The following is a 24,755-nucleotide window of genomic DNA, read 5'->3' as shown; positions in this document are numbered from 1 at the left end:
CCGATTGGGTGGCTCGGGATTGCGGACGTGCACCGCGTCGAACAGACGCACCAGCACGCAGACACTCTCAGTCACGAGCGGTCTGTGCAGTTCCAATCCAAACTATGGCACGAATGCACACCCGCCGCCGCGGCTCGTCGGACTCCGACAAGCCGGTGGCAGACGAACCCCCGGAGTGGAGCGACGTAGACGAAGACGCCGTCGAAGAGCGCGTCGTTGAACTGGCCGAGCAGGGCCACAGCCCCAGCGTCATCGGGCTGAAACTGCGCGACGAAGGCGTCAAGGGCACCCCCGTCCCGGACGTGAAACTGGCGACGGGCAAGAAGGTCAGCGAGATCCTCGAGGAGAACGACGCCGACGATGAACTCCCCGAGGACCTCCGGAACCTCTTCGAGCGGGCCGTCCGACTGCGCGAGCACATGGACGAGAACCCCCAGGACCACCAGAACAAGCGCGCGCTCCAGAACACCCAGTCGAAGGTCCGTCGCCTCGTCGACTACTACCGCGGCGACCAGCTCGACGAGGACTTCACGTACTCCTACGAAACCGCCAAGCAACTCATCGAATAGATGTCCACCTCGGGTCGAACCGGAAGCGGCGCCGACGCCCCCTCGGGTAGCGACGTGGCCGCCGCACTCGGCGAGGCGGAGTTCGTCCGCGTGCTCGCGCGTGCGGACGGCGACTGCCTCGCCGCGGCGGGACTGCTCGCGCGCGCACTGAGCGAGCGGGCGGTCCCCTACCAGGTTCGGGTCGGCCGCTTCGGCACGACGCTCGTCGGGGGCGGTGCCGACACCGACGGAGAAGCCCACGCGGGCGCGGGCGAGACGACGGTCGGCGTGGGACTCGACCCCGCTGCCGACGTCTCGCTCGCGGCCGAGGCGACCCCGGCGAGCGTCACCGCGTTCGACGCAGCCCGGGAACTCGACGCGTCGCCAGACCGCACGCTCGCACTCGCGGGCGTGGTCGCGGCCGGTCGCCCGCCGGGCGCCGGCGAGAGCGCCCACGTCTACGAAGAGGCCCGCGAAGCGGGGCTCGAGCGCCGACCCGGCGTCGGCGTTCCGACCGGCGACCTCGCCGACGGCCTCGCGCACACGACCCTCGCGCACGCCGACTACTCCGGCGACGCGGGGTCGGTCCAGGCGACGCTGGCCGAACTCGACCTGCCGGCCGAACTCGACGAGTCGGCCCACCGCGACGTCGCCTCGGACCTCGCGCTCGCCGTCGCGGGCGCGGAGTGGACGACCGACCGCGCGGCCGACGCCGTCGAGCGCGCGCTCCGGCCCCACGAACTCGAAGACGGACCGTTCGTCACGGTCGAGGGCTACGCCGACGTGCTCGAATCGGTCGCGCGCGAGCGACCGGGCGCGGGCGTCGCGCTGGCGCTCGGCCACGACGCGCGGACCGACGCGCTGGAGGCGTGGCGCGACCACGCCGCCAGCGCCCACGCGGCCCTGCGGGAGGGGACGACCGGCCGGTACGACGGCCTGTTCGTACTCCGAACCGAAGACGCCCCGGTCGAGACGGTCGCCCGCCTCCTGCGGGACTTCCGGTCGCCCGAACCGACGGCACTCGTCGTCGGCGACGGGAAGGCCGCCGCGGCGGCGACCGAACAGGCCGTCCTCGACGACGAGGCCGACGCGGTTTCGGTCGGGGACGCGATGGCCGCCGCGGCCGCCGAAACCGGCGGCCGCGGCGGCGGCACCGCGACCCGCGGTTACGCCGAGTTCGACACCGAGGCGACCGACTTCCTCGCCGCGTTCCGGGAGGCCCGAACGTGACCGAGGAACGACGCGAGGACCCGAGCGAGACGCCGTCCACGACGGCGTCTCGCTCGGCGCGGATTCGAACGGAGTTAGACCGCGCCGACGTCGTCGCGGCGGCGGTCCGCCCGGACAACACGCCCGAGATAGACACCCGAGTCGAGGCGGGCGAGTCCAGCCCGGACGCCGTGGTGACGACCGTCGAACGAGAGACGACCGGCGGACTGCAGACGACTGTCGACGACTACGTCGTGAACCTCACGGTGGCGCGGAAAGTGGTACAGGCAGCCGACCGACACGCGAACACAGATACACACCAATCATGAGCGAACGTTCAGTCTCCAAGCAGAAACAGGAAAAGCGGTGGTACACCATCCACGCTCCCCAGCAGTTCGACCGACAGGAGCTGGGTCAGACCCCCGCAGACGAACCGGACAAGGTACTCGGACGCGACATCGAAACCACGCTGGGCGAACTCAGCAACGACGCCAGCGAGAACAACACCAAGCTCACGTTCAAGATCAACGACGTGGGCAGCGACGCGGCCTACACCGAGTTCGTCAAGCACGAACTCACCCGCGACTACCTGCGGAGCCTCGTGCGCCGCGGCGCCTCGAAGATCGAGGCGTACATCACGGTGCTGACGACCGACGACTACCGCGTCCAGATCCAGCCCGTCGCGTTCACGACCAAGAGCGCCGACGCGAGCCAGGAGCAGGCCATCCGCCGCACGATGATCGACCTCGTCGAGGACGCCGCCGAGGACCGCACCTTCGAGGACCTCATCGACAGCGTCGTCGAGGGTCGGCTCTCCTCGGCCATCTACGGCGAGGCCAAGACCATCTACCCGCTCCGCCGCGTCGAGATCCAGAAGGCGACGCTCGAAGCGCGCCCCGAGGAGGTCGCCGCCGAGGAGGAAACCGCGGTCGACGTCGACGAAGAAGACGTCGAAGTCTGAGGCCTTCGAACCGAATCGACCACTCGTTTTATCGACCGCCGAACTCGCGTCCCCCGAGCGACAGCGCTCGAATTCCCCGCGAGCGACCGCGACCACGACCGCGACGGAGCGACCCGGAGCGGGAACCGAAAACGGCGGTAACGCACTCGGGGGAGAAGGTCCAATTCGGAGTCGAATGAAGACGAACTCCGTTTCGGCGCGGACGATACTCGTCGGCTTCCTCGCCGCGGCGGTCGTCCTGTACGTTCTCGTCGGCGTCGTCGGCGTCTCCGAGGTGGTCGCGGCGCTCGCGACTGCCGACCGCCTCACGGTCGGCGCCGTCTTCGCGGTCGCACTGTGCTGGATGACGGCGTGGAGCTACACCCTCTATCTCGTCTTCGGCGTCCTCGACGTGTCGGCGTCGCGGCGACGGGCGACGCTCGTCTACCTGAACGTGCTGTTCGCCAACCAGGTCGCGCCGTTCTCGGTCGGGGGCGGTGAACCCATCGCGGCGCTGTTCGTCTCGCGGGCGACCCGGGCGAACTACGAAACCGCGCTCCTGTCGGTGGTCAGCACCGACGTCATCAACTACCTACCCGCGCCGGCGTTCGCGTTCCTGGGGGTGCTCTACGTCGGCGCGACGACGACGGTCGGGCAGCAACTGGAGGTCGTCGCGGGAACGATGCTCGGCATCTCCGCGTTGCTGGCGGTCGGCGGCGGCCTGGCGTGGCGATACCGGCGGTGGCTCGAAGTTCGGGCGGTCGGCGCGCTCGTTGCCCTCCAGCGAGTCACTGTCCGCGTCGTCCCGAGCGTCCGACTCCCGTCGCCAGCCGACCTCCAGGCGCGAATCGGGACGTTCGTCGACGGACTCGAACGCGTCGCCGCCGACCGGCGCGTGCTCGCGCTCGGAATCGGCTCGTCGGCGCTCGGGTGGCTGTTGCAGGCAACCGCGCTGTGGCTCTCGCTGTCGGCGGTCGGCGCCGGCGTACGACCGGCGATTCCGGTACTGGTCGTCTCGCTCGTGACCGTCACTGACCTCGTCCCGCTACCGGGCGGCATCGGGAGCGTCGACGCCGCGCTGGTGGTGCTCCTCGTCGCGCTCACGGGCCTCCCCGCCGCGACCGCGACGGCCGCGGCGCTCGTCTTCCGGAGCGCGACGCTGCTGTTTCCCATCGTCCTCGGGGGCGCGACGGTGGCGGCGCTCCAGTTGACGCGAACCTCGTCCGCGTGAGGGGTGACCGTCGAAGCCCCGTCCCGAGAACCCTCACTCCTCGACGACGACCGTCCCGACCATGCCGGTCGGTTCGTGGGGGATACAGAAGTAGTGGTGGTCGCCCGGCACCTCGAAGGTGTGTTCGAACGTCTCGCCCGCGTCGATGTGGCCCTTCAGGCCGTTCATCCAGCCCTGTCGGGCGGCCTCCTCCGACTCGAAGCCGCCCGAGGCGAAGAACGCCGCGCCCTCGGGGAGTTGACCCTCGTAGGCGGTGACCGTGTGGCGGCGGTTGCCTGTGTTCCGCCAGACGACGGTCGTGCCGACCGTCACGGTCAGCTTCTTCGGACGGAAGAATGCCGACCCCATGCCGACGTCGTACTCCTCGCTCGCGCTCGCGTTGCTGTTCCGGAGGGCGCTACAGCCGGCGAGGCCGACCGACGAGAGCGCCGCGGTCCCGGCGAGGAAGGTTCGGCGGTCCATGTCGGCCCTTCGGAGCGCGAGGGATTTATGTGGTGCGAAAGGCCGCCCGTGTCGGCCGGGCCTGCGAGCGGCTTCCCCGGGACCTGTGAACGACCGTCTCAGGTCTACGAGCGTCTGTCTCCGGTCTCCGAGCGTAGTCCGCGCTCGCGAGCACGGGGCAGACGCTCGCCTTCCGAGATTCTCGCCCGCCGCGATTCGGCTTCGCTCTACCGCCCGACCTGTCCGGCCGCCGAGAATCGCGCGGATATAAAGACGTATGAACGGCCGCCGCCCATCCCGCACGTATGCAACCCCGGTTCGTGGGACGGCTCGGCCTCGCCGACGCCGTCACGGTGACGAACGCCGCGCTCGGCTTCCTCGCGGCCGTCGCGGCCACCGTCGAACCGGAACTCGCCGCCCGCCTGCTGTTGCTCGCGGCGGTCGCCGACGGCCTCGACGGCGTCATCGCCCGGAAGACCGGCGGCACGGCTGCCGGCGAGTACCTCGACTCGCTGGCCGACGTGGCCTCGTTCGGGGTCGCGCCCGCGGTGCTCGTGTTCGTCGTCGCGCGCGCGGAGTGGAACCTCACCCAACCCTCGCTCGCGACCGCGGCCGCGTTCTGCGTCCCCGCGGTGTTCGTCGCGATGGCGGTCGTCCGCCTCGGCCTCTACACCGCCTACGACCTCGCGAACCAGCACACCGAGGGCGTGCCGACGACGCTCTGTGCGACCCTGCTTGCCGCCGCCGTCCTCGCGGGAGTCGACGACGCCGCCGTGCTCCTCGGCGCGACCGGCGCGTTCGCGTACCTGATGGTGACCGACATTCCGTACCCGGACCTCTACGCCCGGGACGCGCTGGCGATGGGCGGCGTGCAGGCGCTCGCCATCCTGGTTCCGTTCGCGTTCGACCGGGCGTTCCCGAGAGCGCTGCTGGGGGCCGCGCTGGCGTACCTGCTTCTGGGGCCGCGGTTCTACTGGCGCGACTGCCACGAAACCTCCCCCGCCGGCGAACCCCGCCGCGAGGTGGAAGGGAAACGCTCTTGATGCGTACGGACCGAGTTTCCACCATATGGACCGAGTCAGCGCAACGGGGTGGGCAGCATGAGCGAGGACGAGGAGGCGGCCGACGCCGCCGACGAGGAGACTGAAGCGCAGACCGAAGAGCCAGAGACCGAGGCCGAAGCCGACGAGCAGGCGGCCGACGAGGAGGACACCCAGGAGCTGGTTTCTCAGGACTCCATCGAGGAGCAGTTGGACGACGCCGAGGCCGAACTCGAGGCCGCCGAAACCGAAGCCGACCTCGACGCCGTCGAGGCCAAACTCGACAAGATAGAGGGCATGCTCGAGGCGGCCGACCTCCCCGAACCCGAGGACGAAGACGAGGACGTGGAGAGTCCGCGCGAGCAGTACGAGGCTCGCCTCGCCGACCTCCGCGACGAACTCGAAGCGGCCCGCGGTCCCTACGCCGAGGACGTCGTCGAGATCGTCTCGGACGCCGGGACCACCGTCGAAGAAGAGCGCTGGACCGAGCGGGGCAAAGCGCAACTCGAGGAGACGACCGTCGAGTTCGTCTCCCAGGTCGAGGAGATCCTCGACACCGACCTGGCGGTCAACGTCACGACGGACACCGACGACGTGGTGGCCGCGCTCGAAGACGCCGCGGTCGCGATCGGCGAGGCCGGCCTCGACCCCGACGACGACGCCGAAACCATCGAGGAACTCCTGGCGGCCGCCGAGGAACTCGAAGCGGGCGTCGAGGAAGCCGAGACGTGGGAGGACCTCTCGACCCGCGAACAGCTCCAGGCCGAGGGCTTCTTCGACGTGCTCGACCACCGCAAGGACTACCCGCCCGAGTGGCACGCGCTGAAGATTTGGGAGAAGCGCGACCGCGTCGACATGGTGTTGCTCGCGCTGGAGAAGCTCCAGTCGAACTTCATGGAGGAACATTGCGTCGAGGCGCTCGAACGGATGGGCAACTCCGAGTCGCTCGACGCGATGAAACAGCGCGCCCAGCGCCGCGACAAGCCCGCCATCCACATCATCGGCAAGATCGGCGACGAGGACGGACTCGACGCCATCCTCGACTACATCGACGCCGACCCCGGGATGGCCAAACCCGTGCTGAAGGCCATCGGCGAGATCGGCAGCGAGGAAACCACCCAGGACGTCGCCAACCAGCTCGTGGCCGACGACGCCTCCGTCCGGAGTCAGGCCGCCCGCTCGCTCGGCCTCATCGGCGACACGCGCGCCATCGAACCGCTCGCCGACACGCTCGCCGACGACGAGTCCGGCGAGGTGCGCGCCAGCGCCGCGTGGGCGCTCAACCAGATCGGCACCGAGCGCGCGCTCGAAGCGGTCCGCCCGTACAGCGACGACCGCGACTTCCTCGTCCAGTCCGAGGCCGAGAAGGCCGTCGAGAACGACGTCGAGACGGTCGCGTGACCGGCGAGAAGACGCCGTAACCACCAGTTACGGCATTTCAGTGCTACATTTCCGATTCGTCGGGGTTTTCTGTGACACACTATCGGGCGTTACGTCTAGTTAGTACGACAATAACAAAGATGGCCCTCTCCCTCGTGTAATACGGACACGGGCCATGTCAGCCGAAACGAAGACGCTCGGACGATGCCCGAACTGCGCCAGAGCCATCCCGCGCGACTATCTTCTCATCGAGTACGTGTCGGAGGGCACGCCCGCGAAGTTCGCGGAGTGTCCCGACTGCCGGGATGTCGTCCATCCACGGGACGAGTGACGGCGCTTCGGTTCCGCGGCCGTCGCCGGTTCAGCCGAGCAACGCCGCGAGGAACTCCAGGGCGAACGCCACCGACAGCAGGAAGGCCCCGATTCGCCCCGACCACGTGTACTGTTCGACCTCGTGCGGCGAGATGTCGACGTTGTAGTCGTTGAACTCGGGTTCGTACGAGATGTAACTCGGCGTTTGGAAGAACTCGAAGAACACCAGCACGCCGCCCAGCGCCCCGACCGCGTATCCCGCGAGTTCGAGCATCAGCACGTAGTCCATACGGTCACCGGCGGACGTACGAGCCAAATATCCACCGGTCCCCGAGAGTTTAAATTCGAAGCCGGGGCCACCTGTGGGGGTGCGCCAGGAACGCCTCGTCCGTCGCGCGCCCGCGGCCCGAGTCGTGCTCGCGCTTCTGCTCGCGGGGTCCCTCGCGGCCGTCTGTCTCGCACCGGCGGCGAGCGCGGGGTCCCGCCCGGTTCCGCCCGCGGCCGGGTGGGATGCCTCGGATAGGACGAACGCGACGAACGCCACAAGGTCGCCGACGATAGCGGCCGTCTACCCCAATCCCGTCGCGCCCGACGACGTCGGCGAGTTCGTGGTCCTGGACGTCCCTCGGGCGACGAACCTCTCTGAGTACCGCCTCGCCGACGGCGAGGCGAACGTCTCGCTCCCGGACGCGACCGTCTCGGGCCGGGTCGCGCTCTCGGCCGACCCCGAGACGGCCCGAAACCGAACCGAACTTCGAGTCCTCGGACTCCACGGCGACCTCTCGCTGTCGAACGCCGGCGAGACGGTTCGGCTGGTTGGCCCGGCTGGAGCTCGCGCCGGCCGGGCCGACCGATCTCCCGACGTTACCTACGCTGACGCCCCTGCGGGCGAGCGCTGGAACCGCGCCGACTCGGGCGCATGGCGCTGGACGCCGCTCGGCGCGACCGACTTCCCGGTCGCGTCGGTCGGCCCCGCTCGCGCCCGGACGTTCGTCCTCCCCGACGCGCCGGGCGTTCCGGTGGAGACGCTCCGGAGCGCCGACGACCGACTCCTGCTGGCGGGGTACACGTTCACCTCCGAGCGGGCGGCCGACGCGCTCGTCGCCGCAGACCGTCGCGGGGCAACGGTCCGCCTACTCGTCGAGGGCGCGCCCGTCGGGGGTATCTCGAGCCGGCAGGCCGAACTCCTCGACTCACTCGCCCGGAAGGGAATCGAGGTCCGGGTGGTCGCCGGACCGCTGGCGCGCTACGCCTTCCACCACCCGAAGTACGCCGTCGCAGACGACCGGGCGCTGGTGCTCACCGAGAACTGGAAGCCCTCGGGGACCGGCGGCCGGGCCAGCCGCGGGTGGGGCGTCGTCTTACGGAGCGAGGCGGCCGCAGACCGCCTCGCAACCGTGTTTACGGCCGACGCCGGGTGGCGCGACGCCGTGCCGTGGCGGGAGTTCCGGCGGGGCCGAACGTTCGAACCCGGCGGCCCGGAGAATGGGTCGTTCCCCTCCCACTTCGACCCCCGGACCGTCTCCGTCGAGTCCGCAAACATCGTCGTCGCGCCGGACAACGCCGAGGAATCGGTCGTCTCCCTGCTCGACTCGGCCCGCGAGTCGATTCGCGTCCAGCAAGTCTCCATTGGCGGTCCCGGCCAACCCTTCCTGCGGGCCGCCCGACGGGCGGCCCGCAGGGGCGTCGAGGTCCGAATCCTGCTCTCCAGCGCGTGGTACGTCGCGGAGGACAACCGGGCGCTGGCGGCGCGGTTGAACGAACGCGCCGACCGCGAGGGAATTCCGCTGACCGCGCGGGTGGCCGACCCCCGAGGGAGGTACAAGAAGATTCACGCCAAGGGCGTGGTCGTCGACGGCGACGCCGCGGTGGTCGGCAGTCTCAACTGGAACAACAACTCCGCCCGCGAAAACCGGGAGGTGGCGGTCGTATTACACGGCGAAGCGCCCGCCGGGTACTACGCCGCGGTGTTCGACCGCGACTGGCGCGCCAGCAGCGACGGCGCGGGTGGCGTCGGCCGACTACCGGTCGGTCTGCTCGCGGCAATCGTCGTCGGCGCGGTCGTCGCGATACTGGTCGCCAGGCGGGAGGTGACGTTCGAGAAGTGAGTTCGACGGCGAAGGAAGGGTCAGGAGACGGGTTCGAGAAGCAGTCGGGAGACGAATTCGAGAGACGGAGTCGAAAAGCGGGTCAGTCGTCGCGCTCGTGACCGACCGTCGTGCTCTGGAGCTGTTCGTCTATCTCGGCGTCGGCCATCTTCTCGACCAGCGCGTCGAGAACCTGCTCGCGCATGCCGGGGACGAACTTGATGGAGCCGACCACGAGGTGGCCGCCACCGGAGACGCCGCCGCCGACGATCTCCTCGTTGAGTTCCGAAACCATCTCGGGGATGTCGAGGCGCACGCCGTCGCTCCGCAGGACCGCGAAGTCCGGACCGTAGCCGATGGTGATGACGGGTTCGCCGGTCTGCTGGACCTTCCGGTCGTGGATCTCGCCGGTCGTCTTGCCCGGCGCGGGGTAGGTGAAGCGGTGGGCGTGGTTCTCCACGTCGATGCGGTAGAGGTGGGCGTCGCTCTCCAGGCGCTCGTGTTCGACGTGGGGCATCGCGGCGTCGAGTTGCTCCTCGACGTCGGACGCGGCGCGGTCGGCGAGGAACGAGACGAGTTCGCGGTGACGCTCCTCGTCGTCGCTGCCGACGTTGAGCACGTCGTTGATGAGGCTACGGCCGTCGTCGTACTTCAGCCAGAACGCCTCGTAGTCGAGTGCCTCGCCGATGTCGCGCAGGGTCGACTCCTCGTAGCCCTCCGACTCGGCGAGTTCGACGTAGTCGGCCATCTCGTCGGCCTTCGAGCGGTCGCACAGCCCCGCGACCGCGGGGACGTGGCGGAGTTCGTCGGTGATGTCGGGCCAGATCATCCGGGCGAGTTCGACGCACATCATCCCCGTGGTGATGCGGTAGTCCTCGTCGTGGAGGTAGGGGTTGACGTGGGCGTCGACGAACGGTTCGACCGCCTCCGGATCGGGGTGGTGGTGGTCGACGACCACGATGGGGATGTCGTAGTGGGCGAGGTTCTTGTACGCGGGCACGTCCTCGGCGGTGCTCCCGTTGTCGAGCATCAGCAACATCGGGAGCCTCTGGCCGTGGCGCGCCTGATCTTCGAGCGCGAAGTTCAGGTCGCGGGTGACGTCCTCCATCTCGTAGAACGGTGCCTTGCTCGGCAGGCGCTTGAACAGGTGGCGCTTGGCGGCGGGGTTCTGGTGGGTCTCCTCGATGAACTTCTCCAGGGCGAGTTGGACCGGAATCGAGGCGCACATCCCGTCGCCGTCGGCGTGGTGGCGCATCCGAATCGGCCGGCTCTCCAGCACGTTGCGCCGGAGGTGCTTGGCGACCTCCTTCAGGTCGGGGAATAGCTGGGTCAGCGCGGGCCACTCGACGAGCGGTTCGACGTCGTGGGGTTCCGCGCGCTCTTCGAGCGCGGCGGTGAGTCGGTCCTGGACCTCGTCGGCCTCCTCGCCTTCGAGCACGTCGAGTTTCTCGACCTCGACCTGAAGGGAGTTGTCGCGCTCCTCGACCATCCCGGTGACCCGGACCACGTCGTCGATCTCGACCTCGGGGTAGGCCCGGACGCCGGCCTCCTCGAAGGCGGCGCAGGGGACGACGCCCGTCTCGTCGCTGACGTGGAAGATGGTCGGGCCGCCGGTCTGTTTGATCTGGACGATCTCGCCTTCGAGGTGGACGGTGTCGCCCACGCGGTCGGGCAGGTCGCCGGCGTCCGTGATGTCGTAGTCGTGGGCGACCGACTCGGTCTCGTAGTCGCCCTCGTACGGTTCGAAGCTCAGGTCGCCGTTCTCCAGAATCTCGGTGAGTTCGACGACGAACTCGTCGCCGACCGCGTAGCTCCCGTCGTAGGTCGACTCGTGGACGAGTCCCGAGACGGAGTCCGAGAGGTCGACGAACACGCCGTAGTCGACCACGCCGTTGACGGTCGCGTGGTAGTAGTTGCCCGCTTCGACGTCCTCGACCGTGCAATCGGGGTCGAGGTCGTAGACGACGACGGACCCCTGCTCGGGGTCGTCGGTAGACGAAGTCATTGTTAGGCGTGATTTCGGCGCGGCCGTTTTTAACGGTTTGCAAGTGGGTTCGTGGGAAGTGGAGGTTCGAAGATGGAGGGAGTGAGCGATTACGTTCGACCCACGAACCGCCGAATTCGTCTCGAGTGTTGCGGCCTCGTCATCCATCTGCTCGCCACAGGTCGGAGCGACCGCAGTGAAAACTGCCTCGAAAGCCTCTGCCCGCTTGCGTTCGCTCAGCGGGATATCTCGGGCGCGGCGATGTCGCGCCCGAGATAGTGGCCGCGCTGAGACGACCACACCCTTCGGGCGCGACCGAGCGGCCCCTTTCATCCACCCGGACCGCATAGCCACCGCACCGCGCCACGGGGGCGCGCTAAGAGTGCGCGCGAAGGACGAATTTGTTCCGTTACGAGGGACAACTTCTCGCACGGTTCGACGCGACGTTCGCAACGTTTAGAACGCGCCCGGCCGGACTCATCAGTATGCGGTTGTTCAGGTCGAGCGAAATCCTCGGCATCGCCGAGGAGGCCCTCCAGTTCGCGCTCGAAGCGTCGGAAGACTCCCATCCCCACGAGTACATGGGCTTCCTCCGCGGCGAGGACGCCCGGAGCCTCGGACTCGAACGTGACGGCACGGTCATCACCGACGTGCTGGTCATCCCCGGGACCGAGTCCAACAGCGTGAGCGCCACCGTCAAGACCAGCCAGATTCCCAACGACTCGCGGGGCGTCGGGTCGGTCCACTCCCACCCCAACGGCGTGTTGCAACCGAGCGACGCCGACCTCGCGACGTTCGGCCGCGGGAAGGTCCACATCATCATCGGCTACCCCTACGAGCGCGACGACTGGCGGGCGTTCGACAACGACGGACAGCCCCGCGATCTAGACGTGCTCGACGTCTCGCTCCCGGAGGGCGAGTCGTTCTTCGACTTCACGCAGGCCGACATCGACGCCGAAATGGGCTACGAATACGACCGCGAACGAGACTACGACGAGGACACCAAATGACCCACGTCATCGCACAGGGAACCTTCGACTTGCTCCACCCCGGACACCTCCACTACCTCCGGGACGCCGCGGCGATGGGCGACCGACTCACCGTCATCGTCGCCCGCCGCGAGAACGTCACCCACAAGCAACCCCCGATTCTGCCGAACCGCCAGCGCCGCGACGTGGTCGCGGCCCTGGAGATGGTCGACGAGGCCGTCGTCGGCCACCCCGAGGACATCTTCGTGCCCATCGAGGAACTCGAACCCGACTACATCGTCCTCGGCCACGACCAACACCACGACGAGGCCGCCATCGAGGACGAACTCACCCGCAGGGGCATCGAGTGCGAGGTCCGGCGCGCCGGCCCCCGGGAACCCGCCTACGAGGGCGAACTGCTCTCGACGGGCCGCATCATCGACCGGATTCTCGAAGAGCGCGGATAGGAGCGCCGCGAGCGCGGCCGGCGCCGAGTGAACCGTGCCAGGACGATAGCGCGGGGGAGCGAACCGTTTAGATAGAAGACTTATACCGACCCCGGGCGACAGCCACGCCCATGCCCTCCCCCGAAGAGAAGCCGGTCTCCTCGACCCGCAGACGGTTCCTCGTGAGCGCCGCCGTCGCGTCGAGCCTCGCCGGTTGCGCTGGCCGCGACGCGCCGACCGACAGCACCGCGACGACCGGGTCGACGAAAACGACCGAGCGCGACGCCGAGACGACGACCGCAGGGACGACATCCCCGACGACGACCAAGACTGGCCACGAGCCGCGACCCGAATCGCCGAAATCGGAGGCGGTTCGCTGGCGGGTCGCGTTCGACGCCCCGCTCGCCCACGCGCCGGCGGTCGGCGACGGCGCGGTGTACGTCCCCGTCGGCGAAGTCGAGATGCAGACGACCGACGGCGAGTCGGACGCGAAGGGGTCGCTCGCCGCGAGCGCGGCGAGCGACGGCGTACCGCGGTGGACGGCCGACCTCCCCGCCGCGCCGATGGCCGCCCCGCGAGTCCACGGCGGCGACGCGTTCTGCGTCGCCGGCGGCAGTTCGGGCTTCTGGGGCACCGACGTTCGACTCCTCCGGTTCGGTTCGGACGGGAGCGAACGGTGGCGCACCGACCCGGTCGACCAGTTCCTGAACGTCCTCGCGTTCGGCGGCGGCCGGGCGTACCTCGCCACCAGCGACGACGCGCTGGACGTCGAAGGCCAGACGCTGTCGGCTGTCGGTCTCAGCGACGGCGAGACGGCGTGGTCGGTCGAGAGCGGCGACGCCTTCGAGGGTCACTACCTCGACGAGACGCTGCTGGTCGGCCCCGGCGGCGGACAGGCGACGGCGAGCCACGACCCCGCGACCGGGAACCGGCAGTGGTCGGGGAAGGTCGGCGCGCTCTCGTCGGCGACGGAGTCGTTCGTCGTCGCCGACGGCGCGCTATTCGCCGAAACCCGAACCGACGGCGACTCGGCGTTCGCGGCCGTCGAACTGTCCGACGGAACCGAACGCTGGACCTACGCGGAGGTCCCGGTGGCCGACAGGCCGTTCGTCCCGACCGGCGCGGCCGTCGCGGGCGACATCGTCGTCGGAACCGGGTACGACGGTGCCGTGTTCGCCCTCGACGTGACGGACGGGGCTGAGCGCTGGACGTTCGACGCCGACGGCCAGACCCGAGAGCCGCCGACCGTCGCGGACGGGACGCTCTACGTCGGCGCGTACAACGACGGCCGCCCCGACGCAGTACACGCCCTCGACGCGGTGACCGGCGAGGAACGCTGGCGCGTCTCGGTCCGCGGATTCGCCACCTTCCTGCAGGTCGCGGGCGAGTCGCTGGTCGTCGGGAGTCACACGCGAAGTCGGGAGTTCGTCTCCGCGCTTGACGCGTCCGACGGGAGCGCGCGCTGGACGTTCGAGACGAGCGAGCAGTTGTTCCGCCCCGCGGTCGGCCGGGACGGCCGGGTCTTCGTCGCGAGCGACGCGGGACTCGTCCGGGAACTCGGAAACTGAGAATCGAAACGGAAGTCGCGGTCGGCTACCGCCGTAGTTCGCCGGTCGCTACAGCACGTCCCAGGCCTTCAGCGCGCGCGGCCACGAGGTGAGGTCGGCGATCCAGCGCGCGGCGACCATCTTCTTCAGGAACTTCGCGGGGTAGGAGTTGAACGTCCGGACCGGCACGGCGTCGACGTCGTGGGCCACCGCGGTTTCCCCGATGGAGATGAGCGTCCCCTTGTCCTGGTAGGTCCAGGTCTTCAGCGGCTGGTCGTTCATCGCGCGGGCAATGTTCTCGCCGACGACCTCCGCGGCCTGCCAGGCGGCCTGGGCGGTCGGCGGCGCGGGGTTGTCGCCCTGGTCGACGATGGCCGAGTCTCCGATGGCGAACACGCGGTCGTCGCTGGTCCGGAAGTTCGACTCGCAGGTTACGCGGTTGTGCTCGTTGTCGAGGCCGCAGTCGTCCATCGCGTCCTGGCCGGTGATGCCGCCGGTCCAGACGAACACGTCGTAGTCGAGCGGGTCGCCCTCGTCGAAGTGGATGGTGTCCTCGTCGGCCTCCGTGATGGGGTCGTCGGTCAGAATCTCGACGTCGGCCTCCTCGAGGTAGCGCCGGACGGTGCCCTGAAGTTCCGAGTCCTGGCCGGGCATGATCTCGTCGAGCGCCTCCACGAGGTAGACGTCGATGGGCGCGCGGTGCTTGTCGCGGAACTCCGCGACCTCGCCCGCGCTCTGGATGCCCGACAGGCCCGCGCCGCCGATGACGACCTTCGCGGGGTCGTTGCGCGAGGCCGTGCTCGCCGCCTCCTTGACCCGCTCGTGGATTTCGAGCGCGTCGTCGAGGCTCTTCAGCGTCAGGGCGTTCTCCTCCATCCCGGGGATGCCGTAATAGGCGGTCTGGCTCCCGATGGCCACGAGGAGGTAGTCGTAGTCGACCGACTCGCTGTCGTCGAGTTCGACGGTCCGCTCGTCAGTGTCGACGCGCTCGACGCGCCCCTGCACGAACTCCGTCGACGGGGAGGCGATGTCGCCGACCGGAATCGTGATCTTGTCCTGCACGCTGGGGTCGCGGATGACGCGGTGGGACTCGTGGAGAACCAAGTGGTAGCTGTTCTCGGAAATCCAGGTCAGTTCCGCGTCGCGACCGTCCAGTTCGTCTTCGAGTTGCTGAATCGCGCCAGCACCGGCGTACCCCGCACCGAGCACGACGACGTTCTCCGTCATGTGGGAAACTCCGGAGTCCTCCGATACAAAGGCTTTGAAACCCCGGACGCACTGTGAGAGGTTGTCTAACGTGAATTCGGCGGTTCGGCACTCGGTCGAACAGGTTCGAGCGCGGTCGTCGCGAGACAGCGAGTAGCGGAGAGAATCAGTGACCGAGCCGCGGACGGTTCAGTGTTCGGGCTCTTCGGCCGGCGCTTCCATCGAGTCAATCTTCAGGACGAGGATGTTGCTGGTGTCGTCCTTACCGTCGAGGGTCCCGTCGATGACGAGTTTCGACAGCGGCGTGGGGCCGACGCGGACCGAGTCGCCGTCGTGGAAGTCGCGGACCGACCCGCGGAGGTGGATCTCCGCCCGGCAGAGTTCGGGGTGGTGGACGCTCGTGAGGTCGACCTCCTCGACGTTGGCCTCCTCGACCTCCTCGCCGTTGTGGAACAGCGGGACCTCGGCGGCGCTCTCCATCTCCTGGACGTCGAGCGCCTCGAATGCCGTGGCGGTCGGCTTGTAGCCGCCCTTCGGGCCGGGGACGCCCTCGACCAACTGCAGCGCCTTTAGGCTCTGCATCTGGTTGCGGATGGTGCCGGGGTTGCGGTCGACTTCGTCGGCGATGTCCTCGCCCTTGACCGCGTCCTCGGACTCCCGGTGGAGATTTACGAGCGCGGTGAGAATCGTTTTCTGGCTCGGTGTGAGTTCGATGGTCGACATTATGCAATTCTTGGTAATAGATTTCCTTAAATCCGACGGACCGCCCGAGCTCGCACGTATACCTTGACAGTTCCCGGCCGGGGTACTTAACCGGCCCGGCTCCCCGGCCACGACGAGACGGCCTTCCCCCCGCGACGGGCGCGTATGGGCGGTCCGCCCGACGCCACAAGCGGCGACGGAGCGATACCCCTTTGACGGTGGCGACGGTGCCTCGACACATGAACGGAAAGCGAGTTCTCGTGACTGGCGGCGCGGGGTTCATCGGCTCGAACCTCGCGAACCACCTCGCGGAGGACAACGACGTCGTGGCGGTCGACGACCTCTATCTGGGGACGCCCGAGAACCTCGACGACGCCGTCGAGTTCCACGACGCGAGCGTGCTGGACGACGACCTGCCGACGGAGGGCGTCGACGTCCTCTTTCACATCGCGGCGCTGTCGTCGTACCAGATGCACGAGGACGAACCCGTGAAGGGCGCGCGGGTCAACGTCGAGGGGTTCGTCAACACCGTCGAGCAGGTCCGCGACGACGGCTGTGACACCGTTGTCTACGCCTCGACCTCCTCGATCTACGGCGACCGGACCGAACCCTCCCCCGAAGATATGCCGGTGAAGGCCCGGACGGGCTACGAGGCCTCGAAACTGGCCCGCGAGCGCTACGGGGAGTACTTCTCGTACCACTACGACATGTCGATGGCGGGGACGCGATTCTTCAGCGTCTACGAGGGCTTCGGCGGCGCGGAGGAGCACAAAGACGAGTTCGCGAACCTCATCGCGCAGTTCGCCGACGACATCGCCCACGGCGAATCGCCGGTCATCTACGGCGACGGTACCCAGACCCGCGACTTCACTCACGTCGACGACATCGTCCGCGGCCTCGAACTCGCGGCCGACCACGAACTTGACGGCATCTACAACCTCGGCACCGGCGAGAGCTACAGCATCAACACGCTGGTCGAGCGCCTGAACGAGGAACTGGGCGCGGACGTCGAACCCGAGTACGTCGAGAATCCCATCCCGGAGAAGGTGTACGTCCACGACACCATGGCCGACAACACGAAGATGAAGGAGGCGACGGGCTGGGAACCGGAGATCAGCTTCGAAGAGGGGCTGAAAGAGGTCTGTTCGTACTACGAGTAGGTTCGTTCGGTCGTAGTGCTTGGTCGAATTTCGAGAGGGAACCCGTGTGGCGTAGACGAAGAGAAGGCAAATCTAACGCCGGTATCTCCGTCTCGCACATCACTGAAGGACCGCACCGCCACCACAACCACAACCACGACCGCAACCGCGACCGCTACTCGCACGATGACTACGAAACCGCACCGCGTCGTGCACGCCGTGACCTAAGAGTAGCGTCGCGCATTTTCATCGAAGCCGGCTTGCGCCCGGTGAATCTTTCCCCGGAACCCGACGGCGGACCAGCCGACGTGGCGGGACTGAAAGGGGCCGGTCGCTGGCGGGCCGCAGGCCCTCGGTCGCTTCCGACGGGCCACTATTCGACTCGCGCCATAGGCACGAGTCGAATATCCCGCGGAACGACCGCCAGCGACCGGGGGCTTTCGGGGCGGTCGTCGTTACGATAGCGTCTGCGTTCCGTGGAAGACTTTCGCGACGGTCGCTGCTGCACAGTCGAAGGCGGGAGGACGAACGGCAGGAGAATCGTCCAGTCGCAATTCTCGCCACAAACCGAAAGCACGTCCTTCTTTACGCCCGGCCGCCGAGATTCCGGACATGAGCAGACAGGTGCAGATCATCGGCGCGCCGATGGACCTGGGCGCGAACCGACGCGGCGTCGACATGGGACCGTCGGCCATCCGCTACGCCGGCCTCGCTGACGAACTCCGGGCGGCGGGCGTCGAGACGACCGACGCGGGCGACCTGCGGGTCCCCCGCGCGGAGGAGCGCGACCCCGAGGCCGAGGCCCCCGTCGAGGGGAAGGCCAAGTTCCTGCGCGAGACGGCCGACGTCTGTACGCGCCTGAGCGACGAGGTCGCTGCCGCCCTCGACGACGAAACCTTCCCGCTCGTGCTCGGCGGCGACCACTCCATCGCCATCGGAACCGCCGGCGGCGCGGCCCGGGACGCCGACCTCGGCGTGATCTGGTTCGACGCCCACGGCGACTTCAACACCCCCAAGACCTCCCCGAGCGGCAACGTCCACGGGATGCCGCTGGCCGCGCTGCTCGGCATCGGCGACTTCGCCGACACCGAGTGGGCCAACGCCCCGAACATCCGCGAGGAGAACGTCGCCATCGTCGGTCTCCGGAGCCTCGACGAAACCGAACGCGAGGCCATCCGCGACAGCGACGTCACCGCCTACCCGATGTCCGAAATCGACGAACGCGGCATCGCGCCGGTCGTCGAGGACGCGCTGGACGTGGTGACGAACGGCACCGACGGCATCCACGTCAGCCTCGACCTCGACTGGCTCGACCCCAAGGAGGCGCCCGGCGTCGGCACCCCCGTCCGCGGCGGCGTCACCTACCGCGAGGCGCACACCGCCCTGGAGATGGTCGCCGAGCGCGGCGAGGAGGACGACGCGCTCCGGTCGCTCGAAGTCGTGGAGGTGAATCCAATTCTCGACCAACACAACGAAACCGCCGAACTCGCGGTCGAACTCGCCGCGAGCGCGCTCGGAAAGCGCATCCTCTAAAACCACCTTTTTTCTTCGTCGGGTCGCCGAGCAGGCCTTCGGCCTGCTCGGCCACCACTTCTCGAAAAAATCTGGACCAAAAAAGGACACGCGAGCGAGACGACGGCGCGATGCGCCGTCGTCTCGCTCACATCCTACAACCCGTTGGTGCGGGCGCTTCGCGCCCTGTCGACCGCATCGCGATACCGGGGGAGCGTTCGCAAGACGTCCTGTTTGGACGCATCGGACTCCTGCCTTCGAGCCCCGGTTTCTTCGTCGATGGTGTAGATATTACGTCGAATCGGCCTCCTTCAACGATTATCTGGTGGATTTATTATCGCGCTGGAGAATCCGAGCGTATGCGAGAGCAGGTCGATTCGCTCGTGGACGAACTCCGCGCGGAACTCGGCGAGGACCTCCACGGCGTGTTCTACGGGAACCTCCCGGCCCACGACTACACCCTGGCGTACCTCCACGACGACGTGCACGAGGGGTACTCCCCGAACGAAATCCTCGACCTCGTCGATACCGTGGTCGGCGAACAACTGGCGGCCCACGACCACGACGAACTGACCCACCTCCTCGGTGAGGTCCAGGTGACGGTACGGGCGTTCGAGCGCGCCGCCCACGTCGTCGCGTGGGACGCCGACGAGGAGATGGGCGTCTTCGTCGGCGTCGCGCCCGACCCGGCGGCGGTCGGCGCGACCGTCGGCGCGCTTGCCGGCGCCGACCTCGACGAGTAGAGCCGATGTCCGTGAACCGACGTCCGCGAACCGACGTCCGCGAACCGACGACCTCAAGTCGCCGCCGCGAGCACGCACGAGCGAAATGACGGCCTACGACGCGGTGCTGTTCGACAACGACGGCGTGCTGGTCGAACCGCCGAGCATTGACACCCTCAGGGAGGCGGCGCGGAGCGCCTTCGAAGCGGTCGGCATCGACGACGCCGAGGAGTCCCACGTCGAGGACGTGATGTACGGAGTCACCCCCGACCTCCTCCGGGACGTCTGCGGGGCCTACGGCGTCGACCGGGAGACCTTCTGGGCGGCCCGCGACCGCCTCGCCTCGAAGGGCCAGCGCGCGGAGTTCGAGGACGGCGTGCGCGACTGTTACGACGACGTGGTCGCGCTGGCGAACTTCGACCACTACTTCGGTATCGTGAGTTCGAACCAGCACGAAACCATCGAGTTCATCCTGGAGTTCTTCGAGTTCGGCGACCTGTTCGAAACCTACTACGGCCGGGAGGCGACGATCGAGAGCGTCGCCCGGAAGAAGCCCGAACCCTACTACCTCGAACGCGCGCTCGCCGACATAGGCGCCGACCCCGACCGCGCGCTCTACGTCGGCGACAGCGAGAGCGACGTCGAGGCCGCCCGCCGGGCCGGGATGGACTCGGCGTTCGTCCGGCGCGCCCACCGCGCCGACCTCGAACTCTCGGTCGAACCGACGTACGAGGTCGCCGACCTCCACGACGTCGAGCGGATAGCGAACGGCGAGCGAACGACCGCGAAAAAGTGACCAACTGCTGAAAACGAACGACCGACGAAGAACGAACGACCCACGGAAATGAGAGAAGAATCGCGAGAGGCGGTCGTTCGGCGTTACTCTTCGGCGACTTCGGCTTCGAGGTCGGCCGACTCGTCGCCGGATTCCCGGCGTCCGCCGGGCAGCACGTCGACGCTCGCGACCGTGTCGTCACCTTCGAGTTCCATCACCTTCACGCCCATCGTGTTCCGGCCGACCTCCGAGATGTCGTCGGCCCGGATGCGCATGATCTGGCCGCCCGAACTCATGATGATGAGTCCGTCGTCGGGGCCGACCGCCTTGACCGACGTGACCGACCCGTTGCGGTCGCCGGTCTTGATGTCGACCAGGCCCATGCCGTTACGCGACTGCGGGCGGTACTCCGCGAGCGGCGTGCGCTTGCCGTAGCCCCGTTCGGTCACGGTCAGCAGGTCCTCGTCGGTGTCGTCGTCGGCCGCGACCATGCCGACCACCTCGTCGCCGTCCTGGAGGTCGACGCCGTGGACGCCGCGGGCGTTGCGGCCCATCTCGCGGGCCTCGCTCTCGTCGAAGCGGATGGACATGCCGTCGGCGGTGGCTATCAGGAGGTCCTTGGTCCCGTCGGTGACCTTCACGTCGACGAGTTCGTCGCCGTCTTCGAGTTTCGCGGCGATGATGCCGGTCGAGAGGATGTTGTCGAACTCCTCGGTCGCGGTCCGCTTGACGTAGCCGTCGCGGGTGACCATGCTCAGACACTCGTCGTCGGCGAAGTCGTCGGTGTTGACGACCGCCGTCAGCTCCTCGCCGTCGTCGAGGTCGAGGAGGTTGATGGCCGACTTCCCGCGGGCGGTCCGGGACATCTCCGGAATCTCGTAGGCCTTCAGCCGGTAGACCTGCCCGTGGTTGGTGAAGCAGAGCAGGTGGTCGTGGGTGTTGGCCCGGAACACCTTCGACACCCGGTCGCCCTCCTTGATGTCGCCGCCGATGATGCCCTTGCCGCCGCGGTTCTGGGCGTCGAACTGCGCGACCGGCATCCGCTTGACGTAGTCCTGCTCGGTGAGCACCACGACGACGTCCTCCTCGGCGATGAGGTCCTCGCGGGTCACCTCGGCGGTGTCCTCGATGAACGAGGTCCGGCGGTCGTCGGCGTACTCGTCCTTGACTTCGAGCAGTTCCTCCTTGATGACCGCCAGCAGTTCGGACTCGTTGCCCAGAATCTCTTCGAGTCGCTCGATTCGGGCCTGGACCTCCTCGTACTCGTCTTCGATTTCGGCGGCTTCGAGCGAGGTGAGGCTACCGAGTTGCATCCGGACGATGTGGTCGACCTGCTCCTCGGAGAAGTCGTACTCCGCGCGCAGGTCGGCCTTCGCCTCGTCGCGGTCCTCGGCGTCCTGGATGATGTCGACCACGTCGTCGGCGTTCGCCAGCGCCGTGAGCCGACCTTCGAGGATGTGGGCGCGGTCCTCGGCTTCGTCGAGTTCGTGCTGGCTCCGGCGTCGGACGACGTCCTTGCGGTGGTCAAGGTAGTGTTCGATCGTCTCCTTCAGCGTCAGCACCTGGGGCTGGCCGTCGACCAGCGCGAGGTTGATGACGCCGAACGTCTTCTCGAGGTACTGCTCCAGCAGCTGGTTCTTGACGACCTCCGCCATCGCGTTCTGCTTGAGTTCGACGACGATGCGGATGCCGTCGCGGTCAGACTCGTCGCGCAGGTCACGGATACCCTCGATGGTGCCCTCGTTGACCGAGTTGGCGATCTTCTCGATCATCCGGGCCTTGTTTGTCTGGAAGGGAAGTTCGGTGATGAGGATTCGGTCGCTGCCGTTCTCGTTCTCCTCGACCTCGAACTCCGCGCGGACCCGGATGCGCCCGCGGCCGGTCTTGTACGCGGCGTGGACCGCGTTCCGGCCGACGATGTTCGCGCCGGTCGGGAAGTCCGGTCCCTTGACGTGCTCCATCAGGTCCTCGACGGTCGCCTCTGGGTTCTCGATGAGTTCGACCGTCGCGTCGATGACCTCGCCGAGGTTGTGCGGCGGGATGTTGGTCGACATCCCGACCGCGATGCCGGACGACCCGTTGACCAGCAAGTTCGGGAACGCCGAGGGCAGCACCTCCGGCTCCTGAAGCCGGTCGTCGTAGTTGGACTGCCAGTCGACGGTGTCCATGTCGATGTCGGCCAGCAACTCCTCGGCGATGGAGTCCATCCGGGCCTCGGTGTACCGCATCGCGGCCGGCGGGTCGCCGTCCACCGAGCCGAAGTTGCCCTGACCGTCGACCAGGGGGTAGCGCATCGAGAAGGGCTGGGCCATCCGGGCCAGCGCGTCGTAGATGGACTGGTCGCCGTGGGGGTGGAAGTCGCCCATCGTGTCGCCCACGATGTTGGAACACTTCCGGTGGCCGGCACCGCTGGTGATGCCCGCCCGGTGCATCGCGTAGAGGATGCGCCGGTGGACGGGCTTGAGGCCGTCCCGGACGTCCGGTAGTGCCCGGCCCGCGATGACCGACATCGCGTAGTCGATGTAACTCTGCTCCATCTCGTCCTCGACGCGGACGCTCCGTACTCGCTCTGCGACCTCGTCAGGGAGGTCTGGTGTGTCAGCACTCATGTATTGTCGTGTTTCTGTTGGTTTTCGTGGTCGAAACGGTTCTCAGATGTCGACCCATTCGGCCTCGGTGGCGTGTTCCTTGATGAACTGCTTGCGCGGTTCGACCGCGTCGCCCATCAGCACCGAGAACATCTTGTCGGCCGCCGCGGCGTCCTCGATGGTGACCTGCTTCAGGATGCGGTTGTCGGGGTTCATCGTCGTCTCCCAGAGCTGTTCGGGGTTCATCTCGCCGAGCCCCTTGAACCGCTGGACCTGGGAGGGGTTGCCGTCGCATTTCTCCTCGATTATCTCCTCGCGCTCGGCCTCGGTCATCGCGTCGTACGTCTCGCCCCGGTAGCGGATGCGGTAGAGCGGCGGTTGGGCCGCGTAGACGTACCCCGCTTCGAGCAGCGGGCGCATGTACCGGTACAGCAGGGTAAGGTACAGCGTCCGGATGTGGGCGCCGTCGACGTCGGCGTCCGTCATGATGATGATCTTGTGGTAGCGCGCCTCGTCGAGGTCGAACTCGTCGCCGACGCCGGTGCCGATGGCGGTGATGAAGTTTCGAATCTTGTCGTTCTCCAGCACCCGGTCGAGGCGGTGTTTCTCGACGTTCAGCACCTTGCCGAACAGCGGGAGGATGGCCTGGAACTCTCGGTCGCGGGCCTGCTTGGCCGACCCGCCCGCGGAGTCGCCCTCCACGACGAACAGTTCGGCGTCGCTGGGGTCCCGCGACTGACAGTCGGCGAGTTTGCCGGGGAGCGCGGTCGATTCGAGCGCGTTCTTCCGGCGGGTCAACTCCTCGGCCTTCTTGGCGGCCTTGCGGGCCTTCGCGGCCTCGACCGCCTTCGAGATGATGGCCTCGGCGGTGTCGGGGTTCTCCTCGAAGAACGTCGCCAGTCCCTCGTGGACCGTCGACTCCGCGATGCCGCGGACCTCGCTGTTGCCGAGTTTGGTCTTGGTCTGGCCCTCGAACTGCGGGTCGGGGTGCTTGACCGAGATGACCGCGGTCAAACCCTCACGGACGTCCTCGCCCGTGAGGTTCTCGTCGAGGTCGTTGAGCATCCCGTTGTCGTTGGCGTAGTCGTTGACCACCCGGGTCAGCGCGGTCTTGAACCCGGTGAGGTGGGTGCCGCCCTCGCGGGTGTTGATGTTGTTGGCGAAGGCGTGGATCGAGCCCTGGAGTTCGTCGGTGGCCTGCATCGCCACCTCGACTTGGATGTTGTCGGCCTCGTCTTCGAAGTAGATGACGTCGCGGTGCAGCGGCGTCTTCGTCTCGTTCAAGTACTCGACGAACTCGCGGATGCCGCCCTCGTACTCGAACGTCTCGGTCTGGCCGTCCCGCTCGTCGGTCAGCGTGATGGCAACGCCGGAGTTCAGGAACGCCAGTTCGCGCAGGCGCGTCGCCAGCGTCGAGAACTTGAACTCGGTCGTCTCGAAGATGTCGCCGTCGGGCCAGAACCGCTGGTAGGTGCCCGTCTCCTCGCCGTCTTCGAGGTCGCGGACGCGCTCCATCTCGCCGGCGGGTTCGCCGCGCTCGAAGGCGTGGCGGAACACGCCGCCGTCGCGTCGGACCTCTATCTCGAACCGCTCGGAGAGCGCGTTGACGACGCTGACGCCGACGCCGTGGAGGCCGCCCGAAACCTGGTAGGACTTGTTGTCGAACTTCCCGCCAGCGTGGAGGACGGTGAGGATGACTTCCAGGGCGGGGGCGTCGTACTCCTCGTGGGTGTCCACGGGAATGCCCCGGCCATCGTCTGCGATGCTCACCGACCCGTCCTCGTGGAGGGTTACATCAATCGCGGAACAGTAGCCGGCGAGCGCCTCGTCGATAGAATTGTCAACGACTTCGTAAACGAGGTGGTGTAATCCTCGCGTATCGGTAGAGCCGATGTACATCGCCGGGCGTTTGCGGACCGCCTGCAAACCTTCGAGGACCTGAATCTGCCCGGCCCCGTATTCACTTTCCTGACTCATA

General features: G+C 67.8%; 23 protein-coding genes. 16 read left to right on the top strand and 7 right to left on the bottom strand.

The window, feature by feature from the left end; genetic code table 11:
- Positions 1–104 precede the first annotated feature (104 nt).
- The 5 genes from NGM07_RS19160 to NGM07_RS19140 all read left to right on the top strand — a co-directional run bounded on the left by NGM07_RS19160 (position 105) and on the right by NGM07_RS19140 (position 3,928).
- Complete coding sequence (locus NGM07_RS19160) at positions 105–569, top strand: 30S ribosomal protein S15 (RefSeq protein WP_253514590.1); 465 nt, start codon at positions 105–107, stop codon at positions 567–569.
- Positions 570–1,778: an exonuclease RecJ gene (locus tag NGM07_RS19155; RefSeq protein WP_253514588.1), complete on the top strand. Its 1,209-nt coding sequence runs from the start codon at positions 570–572 to the stop codon at positions 1,776–1,778.
- Entirely contained in the window at positions 1,775–2,086 is a 312-nt protein-coding gene (locus NGM07_RS19150; protein WP_253514586.1) for a KEOPS complex subunit Pcc1, read from the top strand. Before NGM07_RS19155 ends, NGM07_RS19150 begins: the two co-directional genes overlap by 4 nt.
- The gene (locus tag NGM07_RS19145) at positions 2,083–2,718 is read left to right on the top strand and encodes a 30S ribosomal protein S3ae (protein WP_253514584.1); all 636 of its coding nucleotides are present in this window, start codon (positions 2,083–2,085) and stop codon (positions 2,716–2,718) included. Before NGM07_RS19150 ends, NGM07_RS19145 begins: the two co-directional genes overlap by 4 nt.
- A gap of 175 nt (positions 2,719–2,893) precedes the next feature.
- Positions 2,894–3,928, top strand: coding sequence for a lysylphosphatidylglycerol synthase transmembrane domain-containing protein (locus NGM07_RS19140; RefSeq protein ID WP_253514582.1), 1,035 nt, complete (start codon positions 2,894–2,896; stop codon positions 3,926–3,928).
- Between the two features lie 33 nt (positions 3,929–3,961).
- Here NGM07_RS19140 and NGM07_RS19135 read toward each other — a convergent pair whose 3' ends face one another.
- Positions 3,962–4,390, bottom strand: a complete 429-nt coding sequence (locus NGM07_RS19135) for a plastocyanin/azurin family copper-binding protein (RefSeq protein WP_253514581.1) — start codon at positions 4,388–4,390, stop codon at positions 3,962–3,964.
- Positions 4,391–4,674: 284 nt separating this feature from the next.
- Between NGM07_RS19135 and NGM07_RS19130 the strand changes: the two genes are divergently transcribed.
- The 3 genes from NGM07_RS19130 to NGM07_RS19120 all read left to right on the top strand — a co-directional run bounded on the left by NGM07_RS19130 (position 4,675) and on the right by NGM07_RS19120 (position 7,120).
- Complete coding sequence (locus NGM07_RS19130) at positions 4,675–5,412, top strand: protein sorting system archaetidylserine synthase (protein ID WP_253514579.1); 738 nt, start codon at positions 4,675–4,677, stop codon at positions 5,410–5,412.
- Between the two features lie 57 nt (positions 5,413–5,469).
- Positions 5,470–6,810 carry a HEAT repeat domain-containing protein gene (locus NGM07_RS19125; protein ID WP_253514577.1) on the top strand — a complete coding sequence of 447 codons (1,341 nt, stop codon included), beginning with the start codon at positions 5,470–5,472 and terminating at the stop codon, positions 6,808–6,810.
- Between the two features lie 154 nt (positions 6,811–6,964).
- Entirely contained in the window at positions 6,965–7,120 is a 156-nt protein-coding gene (locus tag NGM07_RS19120; RefSeq protein WP_253514575.1) for a DUF7837 family putative zinc-binding protein, read from the top strand.
- A 30-nt stretch (positions 7,121–7,150) separates the two neighbouring features.
- Here NGM07_RS19120 and NGM07_RS19115 read toward each other — a convergent pair whose 3' ends face one another.
- Positions 7,151–7,390, bottom strand: coding sequence for a hypothetical protein (locus NGM07_RS19115; protein ID WP_253514573.1), 240 nt, complete (start codon positions 7,388–7,390; stop codon positions 7,151–7,153).
- A gap of 79 nt (positions 7,391–7,469) precedes the next feature.
- Here NGM07_RS19115 and NGM07_RS19110 point away from each other — a divergent pair, with 79 nt between their 5' ends.
- Positions 7,470–9,209 (top strand): phospholipase D-like domain-containing protein, encoded by a 1,740-nt coding sequence (locus NGM07_RS19110; protein WP_253514571.1) that lies wholly within the window; start codon positions 7,470–7,472, stop codon positions 9,207–9,209.
- Between the two features lie 82 nt (positions 9,210–9,291).
- On the opposite strand, the gene han is transcribed toward NGM07_RS19110, so the two are convergent.
- A complete protein-coding gene (gene han / locus NGM07_RS19105; protein WP_253514569.1) occupies positions 9,292–11,193 on the bottom strand; it encodes a Hef-associated nuclease in 1,902 nt (633 codons plus the stop codon).
- 464 nt (positions 11,194–11,657) lie between these two features.
- Between han and NGM07_RS19100 the strand changes: the two genes are divergently transcribed.
- The 3 genes from NGM07_RS19100 (at position 11,658) to NGM07_RS19090 (ending at position 14,154) form a co-directional block, all read left to right on the top strand.
- Entirely contained in the window at positions 11,658–12,182 is a 525-nt protein-coding gene (locus tag NGM07_RS19100) for a Mov34/MPN/PAD-1 family protein (protein ID WP_253514568.1), read from the top strand.
- Positions 12,179–12,607, top strand: a complete 429-nt coding sequence (locus NGM07_RS19095) for an FAD synthase family protein (RefSeq protein ID WP_253514566.1) — start codon at positions 12,179–12,181, stop codon at positions 12,605–12,607. Before NGM07_RS19100 ends, NGM07_RS19095 begins: the two co-directional genes overlap by 4 nt.
- 110 nt (positions 12,608–12,717) lie before the next feature.
- The gene (locus NGM07_RS19090) at positions 12,718–14,154 is read left to right on the top strand and encodes a PQQ-binding-like beta-propeller repeat protein (RefSeq protein ID WP_253514565.1); all 1,437 of its coding nucleotides are present in this window, start codon (positions 12,718–12,720) and stop codon (positions 14,152–14,154) included.
- A gap of 48 nt (positions 14,155–14,202) precedes the next feature.
- Here the strand turns inward: NGM07_RS19090 and NGM07_RS19085 are convergent, their stop codons facing one another.
- Both NGM07_RS19085 and NGM07_RS19080 read right to left on the bottom strand, forming a co-directional pair.
- Positions 14,203–15,360: an NAD(P)/FAD-dependent oxidoreductase gene (locus NGM07_RS19085; RefSeq protein ID WP_253514563.1), complete on the bottom strand. Its 1,158-nt coding sequence runs from the start codon at positions 15,358–15,360 to the stop codon at positions 14,203–14,205.
- Between the two features lie 168 nt (positions 15,361–15,528).
- A complete protein-coding gene (locus tag NGM07_RS19080) occupies positions 15,529–16,062 on the bottom strand; it encodes an Rrf2 family transcriptional regulator (protein ID WP_253514561.1) in 534 nt (177 codons plus the stop codon).
- A 218-nt stretch (positions 16,063–16,280) separates the two neighbouring features.
- On the opposite strand from NGM07_RS19080, the gene NGM07_RS19075 reads away from it, so the two are divergent.
- The 4 genes from NGM07_RS19075 to NGM07_RS19060 all read left to right on the top strand — a co-directional run bounded on the left by NGM07_RS19075 (position 16,281) and on the right by NGM07_RS19060 (position 20,210).
- A complete protein-coding gene (locus tag NGM07_RS19075; RefSeq protein ID WP_253514559.1) occupies positions 16,281–17,201 on the top strand; it encodes an NAD-dependent epimerase/dehydratase family protein in 921 nt (306 codons plus the stop codon).
- A 591-nt stretch (positions 17,202–17,792) separates the two neighbouring features.
- On the top strand, positions 17,793–18,713 hold the full coding sequence (rocF, locus tag NGM07_RS19070; protein WP_253514557.1) for an arginase: 921 nt from the start codon (positions 17,793–17,795) through the stop codon (positions 18,711–18,713).
- Positions 18,714–19,051: 338 nt separating this feature from the next.
- Positions 19,052–19,435 carry a DUF7522 family protein gene (locus NGM07_RS19065; RefSeq protein ID WP_253514556.1) on the top strand — a complete coding sequence of 128 codons (384 nt, stop codon included), beginning with the start codon at positions 19,052–19,054 and terminating at the stop codon, positions 19,433–19,435.
- A gap of 85 nt (positions 19,436–19,520) precedes the next feature.
- Positions 19,521–20,210, top strand: coding sequence for an HAD family hydrolase (locus NGM07_RS19060; RefSeq protein ID WP_253514554.1), 690 nt, complete (start codon positions 19,521–19,523; stop codon positions 20,208–20,210).
- Between the two features lie 83 nt (positions 20,211–20,293).
- Here NGM07_RS19060 and gyrA read toward each other — a convergent pair whose 3' ends face one another.
- Both gyrA and gyrB read right to left on the bottom strand, forming a co-directional pair.
- The gene (gene gyrA / locus NGM07_RS19055; RefSeq protein ID WP_253514552.1) at positions 20,294–22,798 is read right to left on the bottom strand and encodes a DNA gyrase subunit A; all 2,505 of its coding nucleotides are present in this window, start codon (positions 22,796–22,798) and stop codon (positions 20,294–20,296) included.
- A 42-nt stretch (positions 22,799–22,840) separates the two neighbouring features.
- Positions 22,841–24,754, bottom strand: coding sequence for a DNA topoisomerase (ATP-hydrolyzing) subunit B (gene gyrB / locus NGM07_RS19050; RefSeq protein WP_253514550.1), 1,914 nt, complete (start codon positions 24,752–24,754; stop codon positions 22,841–22,843).
- Between the last annotated feature and the right edge of the window lies 1 nt (position 24,755).

The organism is Halorussus vallis, assembly GCF_024138165.1.
Classification (GTDB): Archaea; Halobacteriota; Halobacteria; order Halobacteriales; family Haladaptataceae; genus Halorussus; species Halorussus vallis.
Note: the sequence above shows the minus strand (reverse complement) of the source record. Positions and strands in the feature narration are given on the sequence as shown.